Consider the following 15,031-nt stretch of genomic DNA (forward strand, 5'->3'; position numbering starts at 1 on the left):
AGTGATCCGGTGGAACCGGATGATCTGTACAGCCACCTGGTCATTCTCGGCTTGCGGTCCGAAACGGCCCGGGTGTACGTACAGCTGCTCTGGACGCAGCAGACCACCGAGGCGGCGCTCGCCGAGGCGCTCGACATCAGGCCCGAACGGGCGCGGTCCGCGCTCAAGGAGCTCACCACCTGGGGCCTGGTGGCGCGGCGCGACGCCGGCGACGGCTTCCGCGCGGTGGTCCCGGAGGTGGGCCTGGAGGCGCTGGTACGGCGGCGGCAGGCCGACGTCGAGCGGGCGCGCATCGCCGTGGGCAACGCCTTCGAGACCCACCGCCGCTCGGCCCGCAGGGGCGCCGTCGAGTCGCCGGTCGAGGTGGTCACCGGCCCGGCGGTGAAGCTGCGCATCCGCCAGCTCGTCAACAGCGTCCGGCACGAGATCCGGCGGCTGGACCGCCCGCCGCACCTGTTCGGAGCCGTCAACAGGGCCGAGATCGAGCAGCTCGCCCGGGGCGTCGCCTACCGGGTGGTCTACGCGCGGGAGTCGCTGGAGCTGCCCGGCTACCTGGAGGAGAACGTCACGCCGTGCGTGGAGGCCGGAGAGCAGGCGCGGGCCGCGGCTGACCTGCCGGTGAACATGACCATCCTCGACAAGGACCTGGCGTGGCTGACCAGGCCCGAGGACGGGCAGGACGCGACGCTGACGATCGTCTATTCGGGCGGCCTGCTGGAGGCGCTGGCCGGCCTGTTCGAGAGCTGCTGGAAGACGGCCATCCCCCTGCACCTGGCGGCCGGGACCGGCCCGTCGGTCAGGGCGGCCGATCGCCGGCTGCTCGTCCTGCTCAACGCGGGGGTCAGCGACGCCCGGGCGGCCGAGAGCCTGGGGATGAGCCGCAGGACGTTCTACCGCCGGCTGGAACAGCTCATGGCCCTGACGGCGACGACCACCCGGTTCCAGCTCGCCGTCGCGGCCGCTCAGCGCGGCTGGTTGTAGCCGGAACCCGGCGGAAGGGGACGCAGCGGTGAACCAGCGGACGCCAGAGGAGTTACGCAGGTCCCTCGACGAGGCGCTGGACGCCGGGCCGTTCAGCGTCGCGCTGCGGCTGGCCATCCAGGCCGGCGGCCTGAGCCTCGACCGCCTCCAGCACCGCCTGCGCGAGCAGGGGATCTCGGTGAGCAGGACCGCGCTGAGCTACTGGCAGTCGGGCCGCACGCAGCCGGAACGCGAGGAGTCCCTGCGGGCGCTGCGCGCTCTGGAGGAGGTGCTGCACGTGCCGCCCGGGTCGCTCGTCGGCCTGCTCGGGCCGCCGCGGCCCCGGGGGCGGTGGACCGGCCAGCAGGCGCCCCGCCCGGCGCGGCCCGACCGGTCGTGGGCCAGGCCGGAGGGCCTGGTGCGGGTGCTGGCGCAGGTGGAGGCCACCGCGGACTGCCTGGACCACCTGCTCCAACGGCGGCGCAGCACGCTGGTCCGGCTCGACGCGCACCGGCAGATCCGCTCGATGTCCCTGCAGGTGGTGATGGAGGCGCAGCGCCCGCAGGTGCGGCGCGCGCTCATGGTGCACCACTTCCACATGGCCGGGGTGCCGGGACCGGCGATCGAGCAGGCGCGGGGATGGCGGACCGGCAGGGTGCGCGCCGACCCGGAGACCGGCTTCGAGGTGCACGAGATGATCCTCGACCGGATCCTCCCGCAGGGCGCGATCACGGTGGCGGAGTACGTGCTCGCCTTCCCGCCCGGCCACCTCGACCCGTACACCGCCCACCGGGTGGTGCCCGGCACGAGGGAGCTGACCGTGGAGGTGGTCTTCGACCGGGCGGCCCTGCCCGCGCTCTGCCGCGCCTTCCACCAGCCGTCGGTCGCGCACCCCAGGACCACGACGGAGGAGCTGTGGATCGGCGGCACCGGCACGGCCACCCACACCGTCTTCGACCCCGAGCCCGGCATTCACGGCGTGGCCTGGGAGTGGGACTGATCCGGGCGCTGGACCACCGCGGGGGAGGAGGCGTCCCGGCGCAGCAGGCGGGGCGCCCCCGTGCCGTCGGCCGGGACGGCGAACAGCGAGACGCGGCCCCCGTCGTCGGGCCGCGCGTAGGCGACGGTCGCGTCGTCCACCCAGGCCGCCTGGTCGTCGATCTCGGCCGGTTCCGCCAGCGGGGTCTCGCGCCCGGTCCCCAGGTCCCTGACGTGCAGCCGCCAGCGCGTCCCCACCCGCTTCTTGTAGGCGAGGCGCGTGCCGTCGGGCGACAGCGAGGGGCACTCCGCGTCGCGCCCGACCGCGGTGAGCGTGCGGCTCGCCAGGTCGCCGCGCAGCAGCCAGATCCGCCGGGCGGAGCCCATCGTCGCGTAGAAGGTCCGGTCGTCGGCGGCGAACGTGACGCCCCAGAAGTTGCGGTCCTCCCGCTGGTACGGCTTGCCGTCCACGAGGACGGCGAAGTCCTCCAGCGAGCCGTGCAGCGTGCCGGTACGGGTGTCGTAGATGCCGGTGGTGGTCGCGAAGGCCCCCGGGTTGTAGGAGTCGCCGGTGCGGAAGACCGTCCAGGCGGTCAGGCGCCCGCTGGGGGAGACGCGCGCCCTGCTGGGCGTGCCGTCGACGCGGACCGGTTCGGCGATCTCCTTGTCGCCGCGCAGGAACGCCGCCTCGAAACCGGCGGGCACCGCCACGGTACGCAGGCAGATCGTGGTGCCGCCGGCGGTGTAGGAGCGCAGGCAGGTCGGGGCGCGGCGGACCGGTGCGGCGCCCGGGTCCGTGACCGGGACCTGGGAGAGGGCGCGGCCGTGGTCGAGGAACACCAGGGTCCCCGGTTCCGCCGTGGCCGGGGCGATCGCGGCCGGTCGCTCGTCCGCCGCGATCGCCCAGGCCACGTAGCCGCCGCCCGCCCCCACGAGCGCCGCGATCGAGCAGATCCCGGCGACGATCCGCAGGCGGTGGCCGCTCACGACGTCTCCTTTCCGCGGCCGTGGATGCTCACGACGACGCCTCCCTCGCGCGGCGCGGGTCGGGCGGGAACGCGCCGGCCGCCAGGACGCCGGCGACGAGCAGCGCCGCGAAGGCCGCGAACGCGCCCCGCAGGTCCCAGCTCGCGGCGAGCGCGCCGAAGGCGATCGTGCCGCCCGCGCGGGCCAGGGCCTGGCCGGTCTGCGTGATGGCCAGGCCGCTGGCGCGCAGGTGCTCGGGCACGCGGGGCGCGAGGTGCGCCATCAGCACCCCGTCGGTGGCCGCGTAGAACAGTCCGTGCAGCAGCAGCACGCCGAGCGCCGCGAACGGGCCCTGCCAGGCGGCGGCGAGCAGCGCGTAGGCCGCCGCCAGCAGCGCGTGGCCGGCGACGAAGACCTTCCAGCCGCCGACCCGGTCGGCGAGCTTGCCCAGCGGGACCGCCGCGAGGAGGAAGACGAGCGAGGTGGCCAGCGGCAGCAGCGGCAGCGTGGCCGCGCCGAGCCCGGTCTGCCGCTGCACCCCGACGAAGAGGAAGGCGTCGCCGGCCGTGACCAGCCCCAGCATGGTCGCGTACGCGGCCACCCGCCGCAGCGGGCGCCGGGCCAGCAGCCGCCGGCCGTCCCGCAGGGAGACCTTCGGCCGGGTCCCCGGCGCGACCCGCCGGTCACGCACGAAGCAGGCGAGGATCACCACCCCGATCATGGCCAGGCAGAAGCTGGTGACGAAGACCGCGTCGTAGGCGTCGCCGATGGCGGCCACCAGCGCGAACACCGTCACGGGGCCGAGCAGTGCCCCGGCCGTGTCCAGCGCCCGGTGCACGCCGAAGGCGGCGCCCAGGGCGTGCGGGGGCGTGGCGGCCGTGATGAGGGCGTCGCGGGGAGCCGCCCGCAGCCCCTTGCCGGCCCGGTCCACGGAGACCGCCGCGCCGATGCCCGCGACGGACCCGCCCACCAGGGGGAACAGCAGCTTTCCCGCGGCCGACAGGCCGTAGCCCGCCATGGCCACCGCCTTGGGGCGCGCGGAACGGTCGGCCAGATGGCCGCCGGCCAGCCGCAGCAGCGCGCCCGCGCCCGTGTACAGGCCGTCGAGCAGGCCGAGGTTCAGCAAGCCGGTGCCCAGGCCGTACAGCAGGTACATCGGCAGGAACGCGGTCACCATCTCGGCCGAGATGTCGGTGAAGAAGCTGACCAGGCCGAGGGCGACCACGGTGGCGGGCACGCGGGCGGCTCCCAGCCGCCCGTTCGCCGCGACCGGGCTCCCGGCGGCCCTGGTGGTGGACAGGTACACGGTTCACCCTCCTGAGGAGCGGGGGATCGGGCGCGCGGGGAGCGGAGGGGCCGTCCGCGACCCCGCGCGCGGTCAGAAGGTCATCAGGGAACGGGCAGGTCAGAAGGTCAGGCTCCAGGAGTTCAGGACGCCGTCGTCCTGGTCGAGGGTGTCCTTCACCCGGAGCAGCCAGCGCCCGTCCGCCGGCGTGCCCGTCGCGTTCACGGTGGTGCCGACCGTGAGGTCGGCCCCGTCCTCCTTGCTGTGCGCGGCCTTGATCGGGAAGGTGCGCCCGTCGGGGGCGACCAGCTCCACGGCGAGGTCGCCGCGGTAGGGATGGGAGACGCGGGCGTCCACCCGCAGGGCGGACGGCGCGTCGCCCGCCTGGCCGGTGACCGTGATCGGGCTCTCCACGTCGCCGCGGTCCGGCACCGGGGACGCGGTGTCGTTGCGGAAGACGGCTCCCCCGCCGGACGAGGTGATCTGCACGTCGTCGATCGCCGCCTCGACGAGGCTCGCCGTCCCGGCGTCCGCCGCCTCGACGACGATCCGGACGCTCTGCCCGGCGAAGGCGGACAGGTCGGCGGTGAGCGTCTTCCAGGCGCCGTCCAGGTCGGTGGAGGCGGTGCCGGTCCGCTCCAGCACGGTGGTGGTCGAGGAGGCGCCGGCCACCTTGACGCGGAGGTAGTCGTCGGGGCCGGAGTTGTCGCGGTGGGCGAACGTGTGCGACAGCTTCAGCGTGGACGGGCCGGAGGGCAGCGCGATGGCCGGGGAGCGGACGGTCGTGACGCCGCCGTCCACGTCGTTGGCGCCCGGCCCGGACCCGGCCAGCCGGCCGGTGACCAGGGCGTTGACGCCGCTGGTCGTGCTGCCGAGCTGCTTGACGCCCTCCTCCTGGGTCTCCTCGGGGTCACCGCGCTCCCACCGGCCGCCGGTGGCGGTGTCGGTGCCGGCGGCGTTCACGGTCCAGCCCCGGTCGGTCTCGAAGTCGTCGGAGAAGACGGTCGTGCCGCCCCCGCCGCCGACGGAGAGCTGCACGGCGGCCGTCCTGGTGAGCGAGCCGGACGTGCCGGTCACGGTCAGGGTGTGGGTGCCGGCCGGCGTGCCCGCGGCCGCCGACACGGTGAGCGTGGCGTTCGCCGTACCGCCGGAGCCGACCGTCACCGAGGCGGGCGCGATCGTCGCGGTGACGCCCGAGGGCTGTCCCGAGACGGTGAGCTGGGCCGTGCCGGCGAAGCCGTTCTGGCTCGCGACCCGCACGGTCGAGGTGGCCGAGGCGCCGGGGGCGACGCTCAGCGAGGAGGGCTGGGCGCTCACCGCGAAGTCCGGCGCGGTCGAGCCCGCCTTGTGGCAGGTGCCCGTGCCGCTGTCGGTGAACGTCCGGCCGGCGATCGGCACGAAGTCGAACCGGTAGCCGGTGCTGGACAGGGTGAGCTTGAGCACGCCGTGCGTGTTGGAGTTCTTGGCCTGCAGGTTGGCGGGGTTGCTGGAACCGAGCGAGTAGAAGCTCCGGCCGCCGGTGCCGACGAGGATCTCCCTGATGCCGTTCGGGTCGGCGTTGCCCTGGGAGTCCTGCAGGGTCCAGCGCTGGTAGTTGTGGTCGTGGCCGGCCAGCATGAGGTCGGCCTTGTAGTCGTAGAGGGCCTTCCACAGCGGCCTGGTGTTGGTGGCCGCTCCGTGCTCGCCGACGTTGTAGAGCGGGTGGTGCAGGTAGGCCGCGGTGCACGGCTTGGTGGTGGCGGCGAGGTCCTGGCGCAGCCACTTCTCCTGCTCGGAGCCGGCGCTCATCGAGATGTTGCTGTTGAGCGCGACGAAGTGCCAGTCGCCGATGTCCCAGCTGTAGTAGCCCTTGCCGCGTGCTCCGGCGCGGGCGCCGAAGTAGTCGAAGTAGCCCGACGCGCCGGAGGTCTTGTACTCGTGGTTGCCGGGAGTGGGGTAGGTCTTGTCGAAGAAGGCGCCCCAGGTCTGCTTGTAGGCGCCGTTGTACTCACTGAGCTTGCCGCTCTCGTAGGCGTTGTCGCCCGCGGTGAACACGGCGGCCGGCTTGATGGTGCCGGTGATGAGCTTCGCGGTGTCGGAGCAGGCGGTGCCGCAGATGTCTCCCGCCCCGGCCACGACGACCTCGGCCGCCTCCAGGGCCTGCGTGCCGGCCTGGTAGCCGTCGATGGCGTACGCGCTGGACGGGTCGCTGAAGTGCGGTTTCACCGTGACGCAGTCGCCGCGCAGGGCCCGGGTGGTGAAGGTCCGGTCGCGCCAGGCGTCCCCGGTGAACCGGAAGGAGCCGCCCGCCGAGCCGGTGACGGTCAGGCTGTCGTCGCCGCGCAGGTCGAGCCGGGTGAAGCGCAGGCGCAGCCAGGTTGCGCCGGAGCCGCACACCTGGCGGGCGGCAGCGCCCGCGGCGGATCCGGACACGGCGGCGGCGGCCGTGCCGGCGCCGCCCTCGGCGAGCTGCGGCACGGCTGCCGCGGCCGGCGGCTCCTGCGCCGCCGTACGGACGGAGGCGGCGGCCTGGACGGGGAGGGAGGCTTCGGTGGGTGGGGAGGTGGCGGCCTGGGCTTGGACTGTCGGTCCCGCGCCGAGCGCGGCCAGCATCGCCAGGCCCGCCGTGCCGGACAGCATCCGGCGGCGTTCGTGGTGACGGATCACGGACGGTGTTCCTCTCGTGTGGGGTTCGGGTGAGGTGGCTCCGTGGGCCCCACGGCGATCGGAAAGTTACCCGCCGCACGCACACAGTCAATGGCGCTGTCGGACGGGCTGACAGCATTCAGTGAATTGCGGGGCGGTGCGCGGGCAGGTCAGCCCGAGTCGTGCCTGGCCGGGGCGCGGGCCAACACGTGCCGTTCCGCGAATTGACGCCACCGCGCCACCCGCTATGACGCCATTTATGGGGATTTATGGCTATTTAGGGTTGGGGTTGTGGCGCATTGCTGCCAGTGACACACCTTCCCCCACAACGGCGGCGTTCGGCATGACCTTCACCCCATGAGACGACTCACCCGCGCCCTGGCCGTCGGGGCCGTCGCCGCCGCGACACTCGCGGCCTCGACCGGCGCCGCACTCGCCGGGCCCCCCTCACCCACGCCGGGCACGATCCGCGCCGCAGAGCCCGGCAGTGCCCTCCAGGACCACTACATCGTCGTCCTCAAGGACACGCGCGACTTACGCTCCCGCGGCGTCCCACCGGCCGCGAAGGACCTCGCCGACCGGTACGGCGGAGCGGTCACCCGCACCTACTCCGCCGCCCTCCAGGGCTTCGCCGTCGCGATGTCGCGGGACGAGGCCGAACGGCTCGCTGCCGACCCGTCCGTGGCCTACGTCGAGCAGGACGCGACGGCGACGGTCGCCGAGCGCCAGGACGACCCGCCGAGCTGGGGCCTGGACCGGATCGACCAGCGCGACCTGCCGCTGTCGCGCTCGTACACCTACGGCGGAACCGCCGACGGCGTCCGCGTCTACGTGATCGACACGGGCATCCGCGCCACCCACACCGACTTCGGCGGGCGCGCCTCCTTCGGCAGGGACCTGCTCGACGGCGACGACGACGCCAGCGACTGCAACGGGCACGGCACCCACGTCGCCGGCACGATCGCCGGCACCCGCCACGGGGTGGCCAAGAAGGCCAGGGTGATCGCCGTACGCGTGCTCGGCTGCGACGGGAGGGGGCCGAACTCCGGCGTGCTCGGCGGCGTCGACTGGATCGCGGCCCACACCACCGGGCCCGCGGTGGTCAACGTCAGCGTGAAGACCTCGCCGAGCTCCGCGCTGACCGACGCGATCCGTGCGTCGGTGGCCAAGGGGTACACCTACGTGGCCGCGGCGGCCAACGACAACGCCGACGCCTGCAAGGTCGGTCCGGCCAACATCCCGGAGGTCATCACGGTCGGGGCGACCAACCGCGACGACAGCCGGCGCGGCACCTCCAACTGGGGCAGGTGCCTCGACCTGTTCGCCCCCGGCGGGGACATCACCTCGGCATGGCACACCAGTGACACCGCCACCAACACGATCAGCGGCACGTCGATGGCCTCGCCGCACGTGGCCGGCGCCGCCGCGCTCTACCTGGGCGCCCATCCCGGCGCCACCCCGGCGCAGATCTCCGACGCGATCGTGGCGGCGGCGACCACGGGCAAGGTGACCAACGCGGGGAGCGGCTCGCCCAACCGGCTGCTGTACGTCGCGCCCGCGGCCGCGGCCTGCGGCCCGTTCACCGACGCGGAGGGCGCCGCGCTGGCCGACCGCGCGACGGTCGAGCGGCCCGTCGCGGTCAGCGGCTGCGCCGGATCCGGCTCGGCCGCGGCCAAGGTCACCGTGGACGTCCGGCACGCGTACCGTGGCGACCTCGTCGTCGACCTGGTCGCGCCGGACGGGACGAGCTACCCGCTCAAGAGCGCGAAACCCGACGACGCCGCGGCCGACCTGGCGGCCGAGTACCCGGTCGACCTCGGCGCCGAGACGCGTGAGGGCACCTGGCGGCTGCGCGTGCGCGACGCGTACAAGATCGACACGGGACGGATCGTCTCCTGGAGCCTCACCATGTGAGCGCTGTCAGGCGTACCGCTCCAGCCAGGCCACGATGTGGTCGACGTAGCTGTCGACGTACTTCAGCGGCTTGCCGCCGAGTTCGAGGACCGCGACGAGGTGGTCCACGCCGAAGGTGCGCTCCCAGACGCGGGCGCGCCGGTAGGTGTCGCCGTCGACGGCCTGGCGGAGGTTGTCCCAGCCGTGCCACGCCATGAACGCGGCGTCGATCGCGGGATCGAACAGGTGAGCCCGATCCCAGTCGAGGACGCCGATCAGCCGGCCGTCCGCGCCCCAGTGGACGTTGCTCCCCACGAGATCGCCGTGGACGAGCGTGTCGGGCACCGGTTCGAGGGCCATCGCCTCCGCCAGGCGCCGCCGGCCCTCCTCGCGCCACTTCTCGGGGAACCGCGGGACGACCTCCTCGGCCAGGATCGCCGCCCAGTTGTCGCGGCCCTCGTGCTCGCGCGGCGCGGGCAGCACGGCGCGCAGCTCCGGGGTGACGGGCAGCTCCCGGATGGCCCTGAGCAGCGCGCCGGTCCCCGCGGGGTCGCCCGCGCCCTCGGGGAGCCCGGCGCCGCCGATCCACGACACGGCGACGGCCGCCCGCTCCTCGAACCTCGTCACCGGCGTCAGCGGCTCGGGGACGGCGAAGGGGAGTCCGGCGGCGGCGATCAGCCGCAGCACCTCGGTACGGCGCGGCAGGGCCTCGGCCCCGGTGGGGCGCCGGCTGACGCGCACGGCGGCGACACCGGGCAGCAGGACGACGTCGTGGATCCCGCCCCGGACGAGCCGCGCCGAGCCGAGGGAGGTCCCCGGCAGGAGCGCGTCGGCTATCGCCAGCAGGTCGTCGGGTACCCGGTCGGTCATGCGTCGGCTGCTCCCGGTCGTGGTGGCCATGTGATCAGAAGGCGCGGCGGTGCGGTCAGGCGGCTGCTTCCCCGGTCCTCGCGTCCGGCCCCGGTCGGCGTCGCGCTGACGCCTCAGCGGACCGCTGTCAGCGGACGGCGAGTGCGCTGACAGCGTGGTCCAGAAGGCTCTGGTCCGTCAACAGCGATCCCCTCACGTATCGGAACATGACTGTGAACACGAAGACCCGGGCCGGTGTGCTGGCCCTCAGCCTTGCCCTAACCACCGCCGGCGCCGCCGCGGGCGCCTCGGCGGCCGCCGCCGGCACCGGTGACGCGAAGGTGGTGGCCGCGCTCGACGCCGTGGCCAAGCCGCTGGCCTCCACCTCCCCTCGGGGCGGCATGCGCGACCTGGACGCGTTCGGGGCGATGGTGGCGGGCGCGAAGGTGGTCGGCGTCGGCGAGGCGACGCACAGCACCGCCGAGTTCTACACGCTCAACCACCGGCTCTTCCGCTACCTGGTCACCGAGAAGGGGTTCACCACCTTCGCCCGGGAGCTGAGCTGGAGCACCGGCGTGCGGCTCAACGACTACGTCCTCAACGGCGAGGGCGACCCGCGCACGATCATGCACGACGAGGTCAAGGGCCCCTACGACCTGTTCGACAACCAGGAGTTCCTCGGCCTGCTCACCTGGATGCGCTCCTACAACGCCACCCACCAGGCCAAGGTCCAGTTCATGGGCGCCGACCTGCTCTACCCCGGTGACGTCCTGTTCGACAAGGTCCTCGGCTACGTCGCCGAGCACCACCCCGACCTGACGCCCGAGTTCACCAAGCTGTACGAGGGGCTGCGGCCGACCACCCCGAACGCGGGCGAGTACATGGGCATCGCGCTGTCCCAGCCGCTGGAGACCCGCAAGGACAACGCCCGGCGCGCCACCGAGGCGCTCAAGCTCCTCCAGCAGCAGAAGGCCGGCGGCGAGGACTACCCGTGGGCGGTGCAGCACGCCCGCGCCCTGTCGCAGACCTTCACCGACTTCGCCTTCGACCAGGCCACCGCCGAGGGGCGCCGGCAGGCCCAGGAGTACCGCGACACCGCGCTGGCCGACAACGTCGTCTGGTGGAACCGCACGACCGGCCACAAGATCCAGGTGTCGGGGCTGAACGCGCACCTCAGCTACACCCCGATCGACACCATGTTCGTGCCCAGCCCGATGGGCGGCATCCTGCGCGAGCGCCTCGGCGACCGCTTCCTCACCGTCGGCACCTCCTTCGACCAGGGCGGCTACAACTTTTTGATCGACAAGGGCGAGTGCCCGGCCGGCTCGCGCCCGGCCGAGCGGCCCCTTGCCTGCAAGGGCTCGGTGCCGACCGCCGGGGCGGACTACAACGAGTACGTGCTGGACCAGGTCCGCCACCGTGACTTCATCCTCGACACCCGCACCGCGCCGCAGCCCGCCCGGGCGTGGCTGGCGCAGGCCCGCTCCTCCCGCCTGATCGGCGGCGGCTTCTGGTCGCCGGAGCAGGCGACCAAGGTGGCGCTCGGCAAGTCGTTCGACGTGGTGATCCACCTGCACCGGGTCAGGGCCGCCAAGCTCCTGCCGTGACACGCGGGAACCGGACGACGGCGGCCAGGCGGCCGGCGTCGTCCGGTCCGGTGGGGCAGGTCTGGAAGAGCCCCCTTACTGGGGAGCGTCGAAGGTCCACACGGCGCGCGCGCCGGGGCCGACGGAGAGGGTCGAGCGGCCGATCCGCTCCTCGGTCATGTACGCGAGGGACTTGTTGAGCACGAAGTCGACCTGCTTCAGGCCGGCCTGCTCGCGCGGAACGGAGTCGAGCTGGATCCGGGTGCCGCCGCCCGTCGCGACGACGCCGCCGTTCGCGAGGGACTGGACGGTGAACCCGCCGGCGCGCAGCAGCGGCACCATGGTGGCCAGGTCGCGGGCCGGGACGCCCATGCGGATGGCGGTGATGTCGCGCATCAGGCGGTCGCGGTAGTCGTCGGGCAGGTAGCGCTCGCGGCCGACGTCACCGGGGAAGCTCTCCGGCTCGGTCTTGCTGCGCGGGTCGGCGAAGTACTCCGGCAGGTACTCCATCGCCCAGGGGTCGAAGGCCTCGTACTGGTCGCTGAAGGTGCGGATGGTGTCGAACCACGGCACCTTGACGCCGTCGCCGAAGTCACGCGTCTGGCGGTACGGGACCGGGGTGATCTTCTGGGCCTTCAGCCGCTCGGTGACCGTGGCGAGGTCGCCGGCGCGCTCGGTCGAGACGCCCATGCCGGCGGAGCCGAACTCGGCGTCCTGGCCGGGCAGGTCGCCGACCGAGAACAGTTCGAGGTAGGTCTCCCGGCCCTTCAGGTAGCGGCCCTTCCAGGTCATCCCGCCGCCGGTCGTGGTGCGGACCTCGAAGTTGGCGAACTTCTTCAGGTACTCGGAGTTCTCGACCGCGTCGGCGGTCTCCTTGTCCACGACGCTGTAGGCGTGGTTGTAGAACAGCAGCTGACGGTCGGTCTTCGGCTGGGTGTCGTCGGCCAACGCCGCGCTCGCGCCTCCGGCGACCGCCCCGGTCAGCGCGACGGTGAACGCCGCGGTGAGGACGGTGATCGTCCGTAAGGTTCGGTTAATCAGCATGTGCGTGATCTTAGGCAGGTAATGATCATCTCCACTGAGGATTTGACAAACCCCTAACATCGCGGTTCGAAACGGCTCAGGGAATCCTCGTCGAGGACGAGGAAGCGGGTGATGCCCCGCACCCGTTCGCCGGAGAGGGTGAGCACGATCACCCCCGCGGGCTGCCCGCCGAGGCGGCAGGTGAAGGCCGGCTGCCCGTTCGCCCGCGTGGGGACCAGCAGCACGGGGAGGTCCGCGCTCCAGGCCGTGCTCGCCCGCAGGAACGCGGCGATCGCCGCCACGCCGTGGTACTCGTGCGGCGCCGGGGGCATGGCCAGCCACGCGTCGTCGGTGAGCAGGGTGACCAGCGTGTCGACGTCGCCGGCGGTGAAGGCGTCGGCGAAGCGGCGGACCAGCTCGCGTTCCGGTACCGAGGCTTGTCCGGCGCCCGAGGTCTGCCCGGCGTCCGAGGGTTGCCGCCCCAGCGTGGCGCGGGCCCGTTGCAGCAGACCCTTGACGGCGGCCGGTGTGGCGTCGAGCATCGGCGCGGCCTCGCCGAGCGGGTAGCCGAGCACGTCGCAGAGCACGAGGGCGGCGGCCTGCCGCGGCGGGAGCCGCTGGAGTGCGGCGACGAACGCCAGCTCGACCGCTTCGCGCGCCGTGCAGCGCGCCTCGGGACCGGGCGCCGCGTCGGGCACCAGCAGCGTGTCCGGGTACGGCTGCAGCCACGGCACGTCACCGTGGCGGCTCGGCGGCGGCGGCTCGAACGGCGGCTTCGGCTCCGGCGGCACGCGCCGCCCGCGGTCGCGCAGCGCGTTCAGGCAGCGGTTGGTGGCGATGCGGTACAGCCACGACCGCAACGACGCCCGGCCCTCGAAGCCGTCCAGGCCGCGCCAGGCGGCGAGGAGCGTCTCCTGCAGGACGTCCTCGGCGTCCGTCAGCGATCCCAGGAGGCGGTAGCAGTGCAGCAGCAGCTCGCGCCGGTACGCCGCGACCTGCTCCTCGAACGCGATTTCCGCCACGACCGTTCCGTTCCGCGGGCTCCCGGTGTCGTAACGGGCGACAACGGAAGGAGACACCATGACCGGCTCAGCATTGCAGATCGCGCTGGCCCACCACCGCGCGTGGACCGGCAAGGACCTCGACCTGGCGATGAGCTACCTCGCCGACGACGTCGTGTGCGACGCCCCGGCGGGGCGGCTCACGGGCGTCCGGGCGTACCGGGAGTTCCTGGGGCCGTTCGCCGAGCACCTGCTCGTCAGGGCGGAGATGATCGCCGCGTTCGGTGACGACGAGACGGCCCTGATCATGTACGACGCCGAGACGATCCCGGCCAGGAGCGCGCCGGCGGCCGAGTGCGTCACGGTGCGCGACGGGAAGATCGTCTACAACAGGTTCGTGTTCGACCGGACCCCGTTCGAGGAGTTCCGCCGCCGCCAGGAGCAGTCCCGGCCGTGAGCGGGCCGCCGCCCGGCCGCGGACCGTCGCGCGGTTCGGGGCCGGGCGGCGTCCGGACCTGCTCCGAGGAGACGGAGGCTTCTGGCGCGCCGGCTTCGCCGGAGCCGATAATCGATCTTGACCGGGGTACTGGCCGGTAACGACGATCGGGGGATGCGCCTGCCTCGTGTGAAACCCGAGCACGCTCCCCACCGGTCCGGCGACGGCACCGTCCGGCTCGGCGGGGCCCTGTACGGCATCGCCTCCGAGATCGCGGACGCCGACGGCTGGGCCTGGACGGCTCTGGGCCTCATGGACGGCACGCGTCCCCCCGCGGAGATCGCCGCCGAGCTGCGCGCCTGCTACCCCGTCCTGACGTGCGAGGAGGCCGAGGGCATCGTCGCCACCCTCCTGTCGTCCGGCCATGTGGAGGACGCCGCGCCCGAGCCCTGCCCGGAGCTGACCGAGCGGGAGAAGGAGCGCCACAGCCGCACCAGGGACTACTTCCGCTGGGTCGACCTCACGCCGCGCGACCACGGCTGGGAGCCGCAGGTGCGGATCAAGAACGCCCGGGTGGTGGTGCTCGGCCTGGGCGGGACCGGCAGTCACGTGGCCTGGACGCTGGCCGCCGCCGGAGTGGGACGACTGCACCTGGTGGATCCCGACGTCGTGGAGCTGTCCAACCTGAACCGGCAGATCCTCTACACCGAGCCGGACGTCGGCCGGCTCAAGGCGGAGGTGGCGCTCGACCGGCTGCGCCAGGTCAACTCCGAGATCGGCATCACCGCCGAGGCGGCCGCGGTGGACGGCCCCGGGCGGCTGGCCCGCCTGATCGACGGGTTCGACGTCCTCGCGCTCTGCGCCGACCGACCCCGCGGGCCGTCCGGGATCCAGACCTGGGCCAACCGGGTGTGCGCGGAGGCGGGGATCCCGTGGGTGAGCGGCGGGTACAACGGCCCGCTCGTCAGCGTGGGCGTCTTCGGGCCGGGCGGTCCCTGCTACGAGTGCGTGCGGGCCGGCATACCGCCCTGCCCCGGCGCTGACTACGCCTGGCCCGGCGTGACCGGGGCCTCGGCCGGGCTGTCCGGTCACCTGGTCGCGCACGACGTCCTGGCCCTGGTGACCGGGGTCATGTCCACGCCGCCGGGCTACTTCCACGGGGTGATGCTGCTGGACCCGGACGGTCACGTGTACGCCCGGTATCCATCGCGTCCCGACTGCGACATCTGTTCTTGATCAAGCAGCCGGAAGACCGTACGTTCTCGGTTACCGTTCCCCACTCACCTCGGTAAGGAGGAGTGTCATGAGCAACACCCCCGCCCCGGAAGCCCAGCAGGAGCGGAAGCCGCGCAAGGGGATCGTCGTCCGCCGGCTCGACAAGGCCGGGCCGACCGCGTGGGCGCCCAGCCAGGGCAACTCGAACTGACCC

General features: G+C 73.4%; 13 protein-coding genes. 7 read left to right on the plus strand and 6 right to left on the minus strand.

Features of this window, described 5'->3' with window-relative positions; all coding sequences use genetic code 11:
- Positions 1-9 precede the first annotated feature (9 nt).
- Together HTZ77_RS48265 and HTZ77_RS20255 are read left to right on the plus strand one after the other, a co-directional pair.
- On the plus strand, positions 10-981 hold the full coding sequence (locus tag HTZ77_RS48265; RefSeq protein WP_175591173.1) for a TrmB family transcriptional regulator: 972 nt from the start codon (positions 10-12) through the stop codon (positions 979-981).
- 28 nt (positions 982-1,009) lie between these two features.
- On the plus strand, positions 1,010-1,960 hold the full coding sequence (locus tag HTZ77_RS20255; RefSeq protein WP_175591174.1) for a hypothetical protein: 951 nt from the start codon (positions 1,010-1,012) through the stop codon (positions 1,958-1,960).
- Here the strand turns inward: HTZ77_RS20255 and HTZ77_RS20260 are convergent.
- From HTZ77_RS20260 to HTZ77_RS47540, 3 genes are all read right to left on the minus strand, one after another.
- The gene (locus HTZ77_RS20260) at positions 1,933-2,925 is read right to left on the minus strand and encodes a TolB family protein (RefSeq protein ID WP_175591175.1); all 993 of its coding nucleotides are present in this window, start codon (positions 2,923-2,925) and stop codon (positions 1,933-1,935) included. The two genes, HTZ77_RS20255 and HTZ77_RS20260, sit on opposite strands and share 28 nt — an antisense overlap.
- 28 nt (positions 2,926-2,953) lie before the next feature.
- Positions 2,954-4,210 (minus strand): MFS transporter, encoded by a 1,257-nt coding sequence (locus tag HTZ77_RS20265; RefSeq protein ID WP_175591176.1) that lies wholly within the window; start codon positions 4,208-4,210, stop codon positions 2,954-2,956.
- Positions 4,211-4,309: 99 nt separating this feature from the next.
- A complete protein-coding gene (locus HTZ77_RS47540) occupies positions 4,310-6,835 on the minus strand; it encodes a proprotein convertase P-domain-containing protein (RefSeq protein WP_175591177.1) in 2,526 nt (841 codons plus the stop codon).
- Between the two features lie 336 nt (positions 6,836-7,171).
- Between HTZ77_RS47540 and HTZ77_RS20275 the strand changes: the two genes are divergently transcribed.
- The gene (locus tag HTZ77_RS20275; protein WP_175591178.1) at positions 7,172-8,728 is read left to right on the plus strand and encodes a S8 family peptidase; all 1,557 of its coding nucleotides are present in this window, start codon (positions 7,172-7,174) and stop codon (positions 8,726-8,728) included.
- Between the two features lie 6 nt (positions 8,729-8,734).
- On the opposite strand, the gene HTZ77_RS20280 is transcribed toward HTZ77_RS20275, so the two are convergent.
- Entirely contained in the window at positions 8,735-9,577 is an 843-nt protein-coding gene (locus HTZ77_RS20280; protein ID WP_175591179.1) for a phosphotransferase family protein, read from the minus strand.
- A 206-nt stretch (positions 9,578-9,783) separates the two neighbouring features.
- On the opposite strand from HTZ77_RS20280, the gene HTZ77_RS20285 reads away from it, so the two are divergent.
- Positions 9,784-11,163 (plus strand): erythromycin esterase family protein, encoded by a 1,380-nt coding sequence (locus HTZ77_RS20285; protein WP_175591180.1) that lies wholly within the window; start codon positions 9,784-9,786, stop codon positions 11,161-11,163.
- A 75-nt stretch (positions 11,164-11,238) separates the two neighbouring features.
- Here the strand turns inward: HTZ77_RS20285 and HTZ77_RS20290 are convergent, their stop codons facing one another.
- Together HTZ77_RS20290 and HTZ77_RS20295 are read right to left on the minus strand one after the other, a co-directional pair.
- Positions 11,239-12,186, minus strand: coding sequence for a DUF5829 family protein (locus tag HTZ77_RS20290; protein ID WP_175591181.1), 948 nt, complete (start codon positions 12,184-12,186; stop codon positions 11,239-11,241).
- A gap of 53 nt (positions 12,187-12,239) precedes the next feature.
- Positions 12,240-13,187, minus strand: a complete 948-nt coding sequence (locus HTZ77_RS20295) for an RNA polymerase subunit sigma-70 (protein ID WP_328808666.1) — start codon at positions 13,185-13,187, stop codon at positions 12,240-12,242.
- A 58-nt stretch (positions 13,188-13,245) separates the two neighbouring features.
- Here HTZ77_RS20295 and HTZ77_RS20300 point away from each other — a divergent pair, with 58 nt between their 5' ends.
- From HTZ77_RS20300 to HTZ77_RS47545, 3 genes are all read left to right on the plus strand, one after another.
- Positions 13,246-13,623, plus strand: coding sequence for a nuclear transport factor 2 family protein (locus HTZ77_RS20300; protein WP_175591183.1), 378 nt, complete (start codon positions 13,246-13,248; stop codon positions 13,621-13,623).
- 153 nt (positions 13,624-13,776) lie between these two features.
- On the plus strand, positions 13,777-14,838 hold the full coding sequence (locus HTZ77_RS20305) for a HesA/MoeB/ThiF family protein (RefSeq protein WP_175591184.1): 1,062 nt from the start codon (positions 13,777-13,779) through the stop codon (positions 14,836-14,838).
- 67 nt (positions 14,839-14,905) lie between these two features.
- Positions 14,906-15,028, plus strand: a complete 123-nt coding sequence (locus tag HTZ77_RS47545) for a hypothetical protein (protein WP_268960046.1) — start codon at positions 14,906-14,908, stop codon at positions 15,026-15,028.
- Positions 15,029-15,031 lie beyond the last annotated feature (3 nt).

The sequence above is a fragment of the Nonomuraea montanisoli genome, assembly GCF_013363975.1.
GTDB lineage: Bacteria > Actinomycetota > Actinomycetes > Streptosporangiales > Streptosporangiaceae > Nonomuraea > Nonomuraea montanisoli.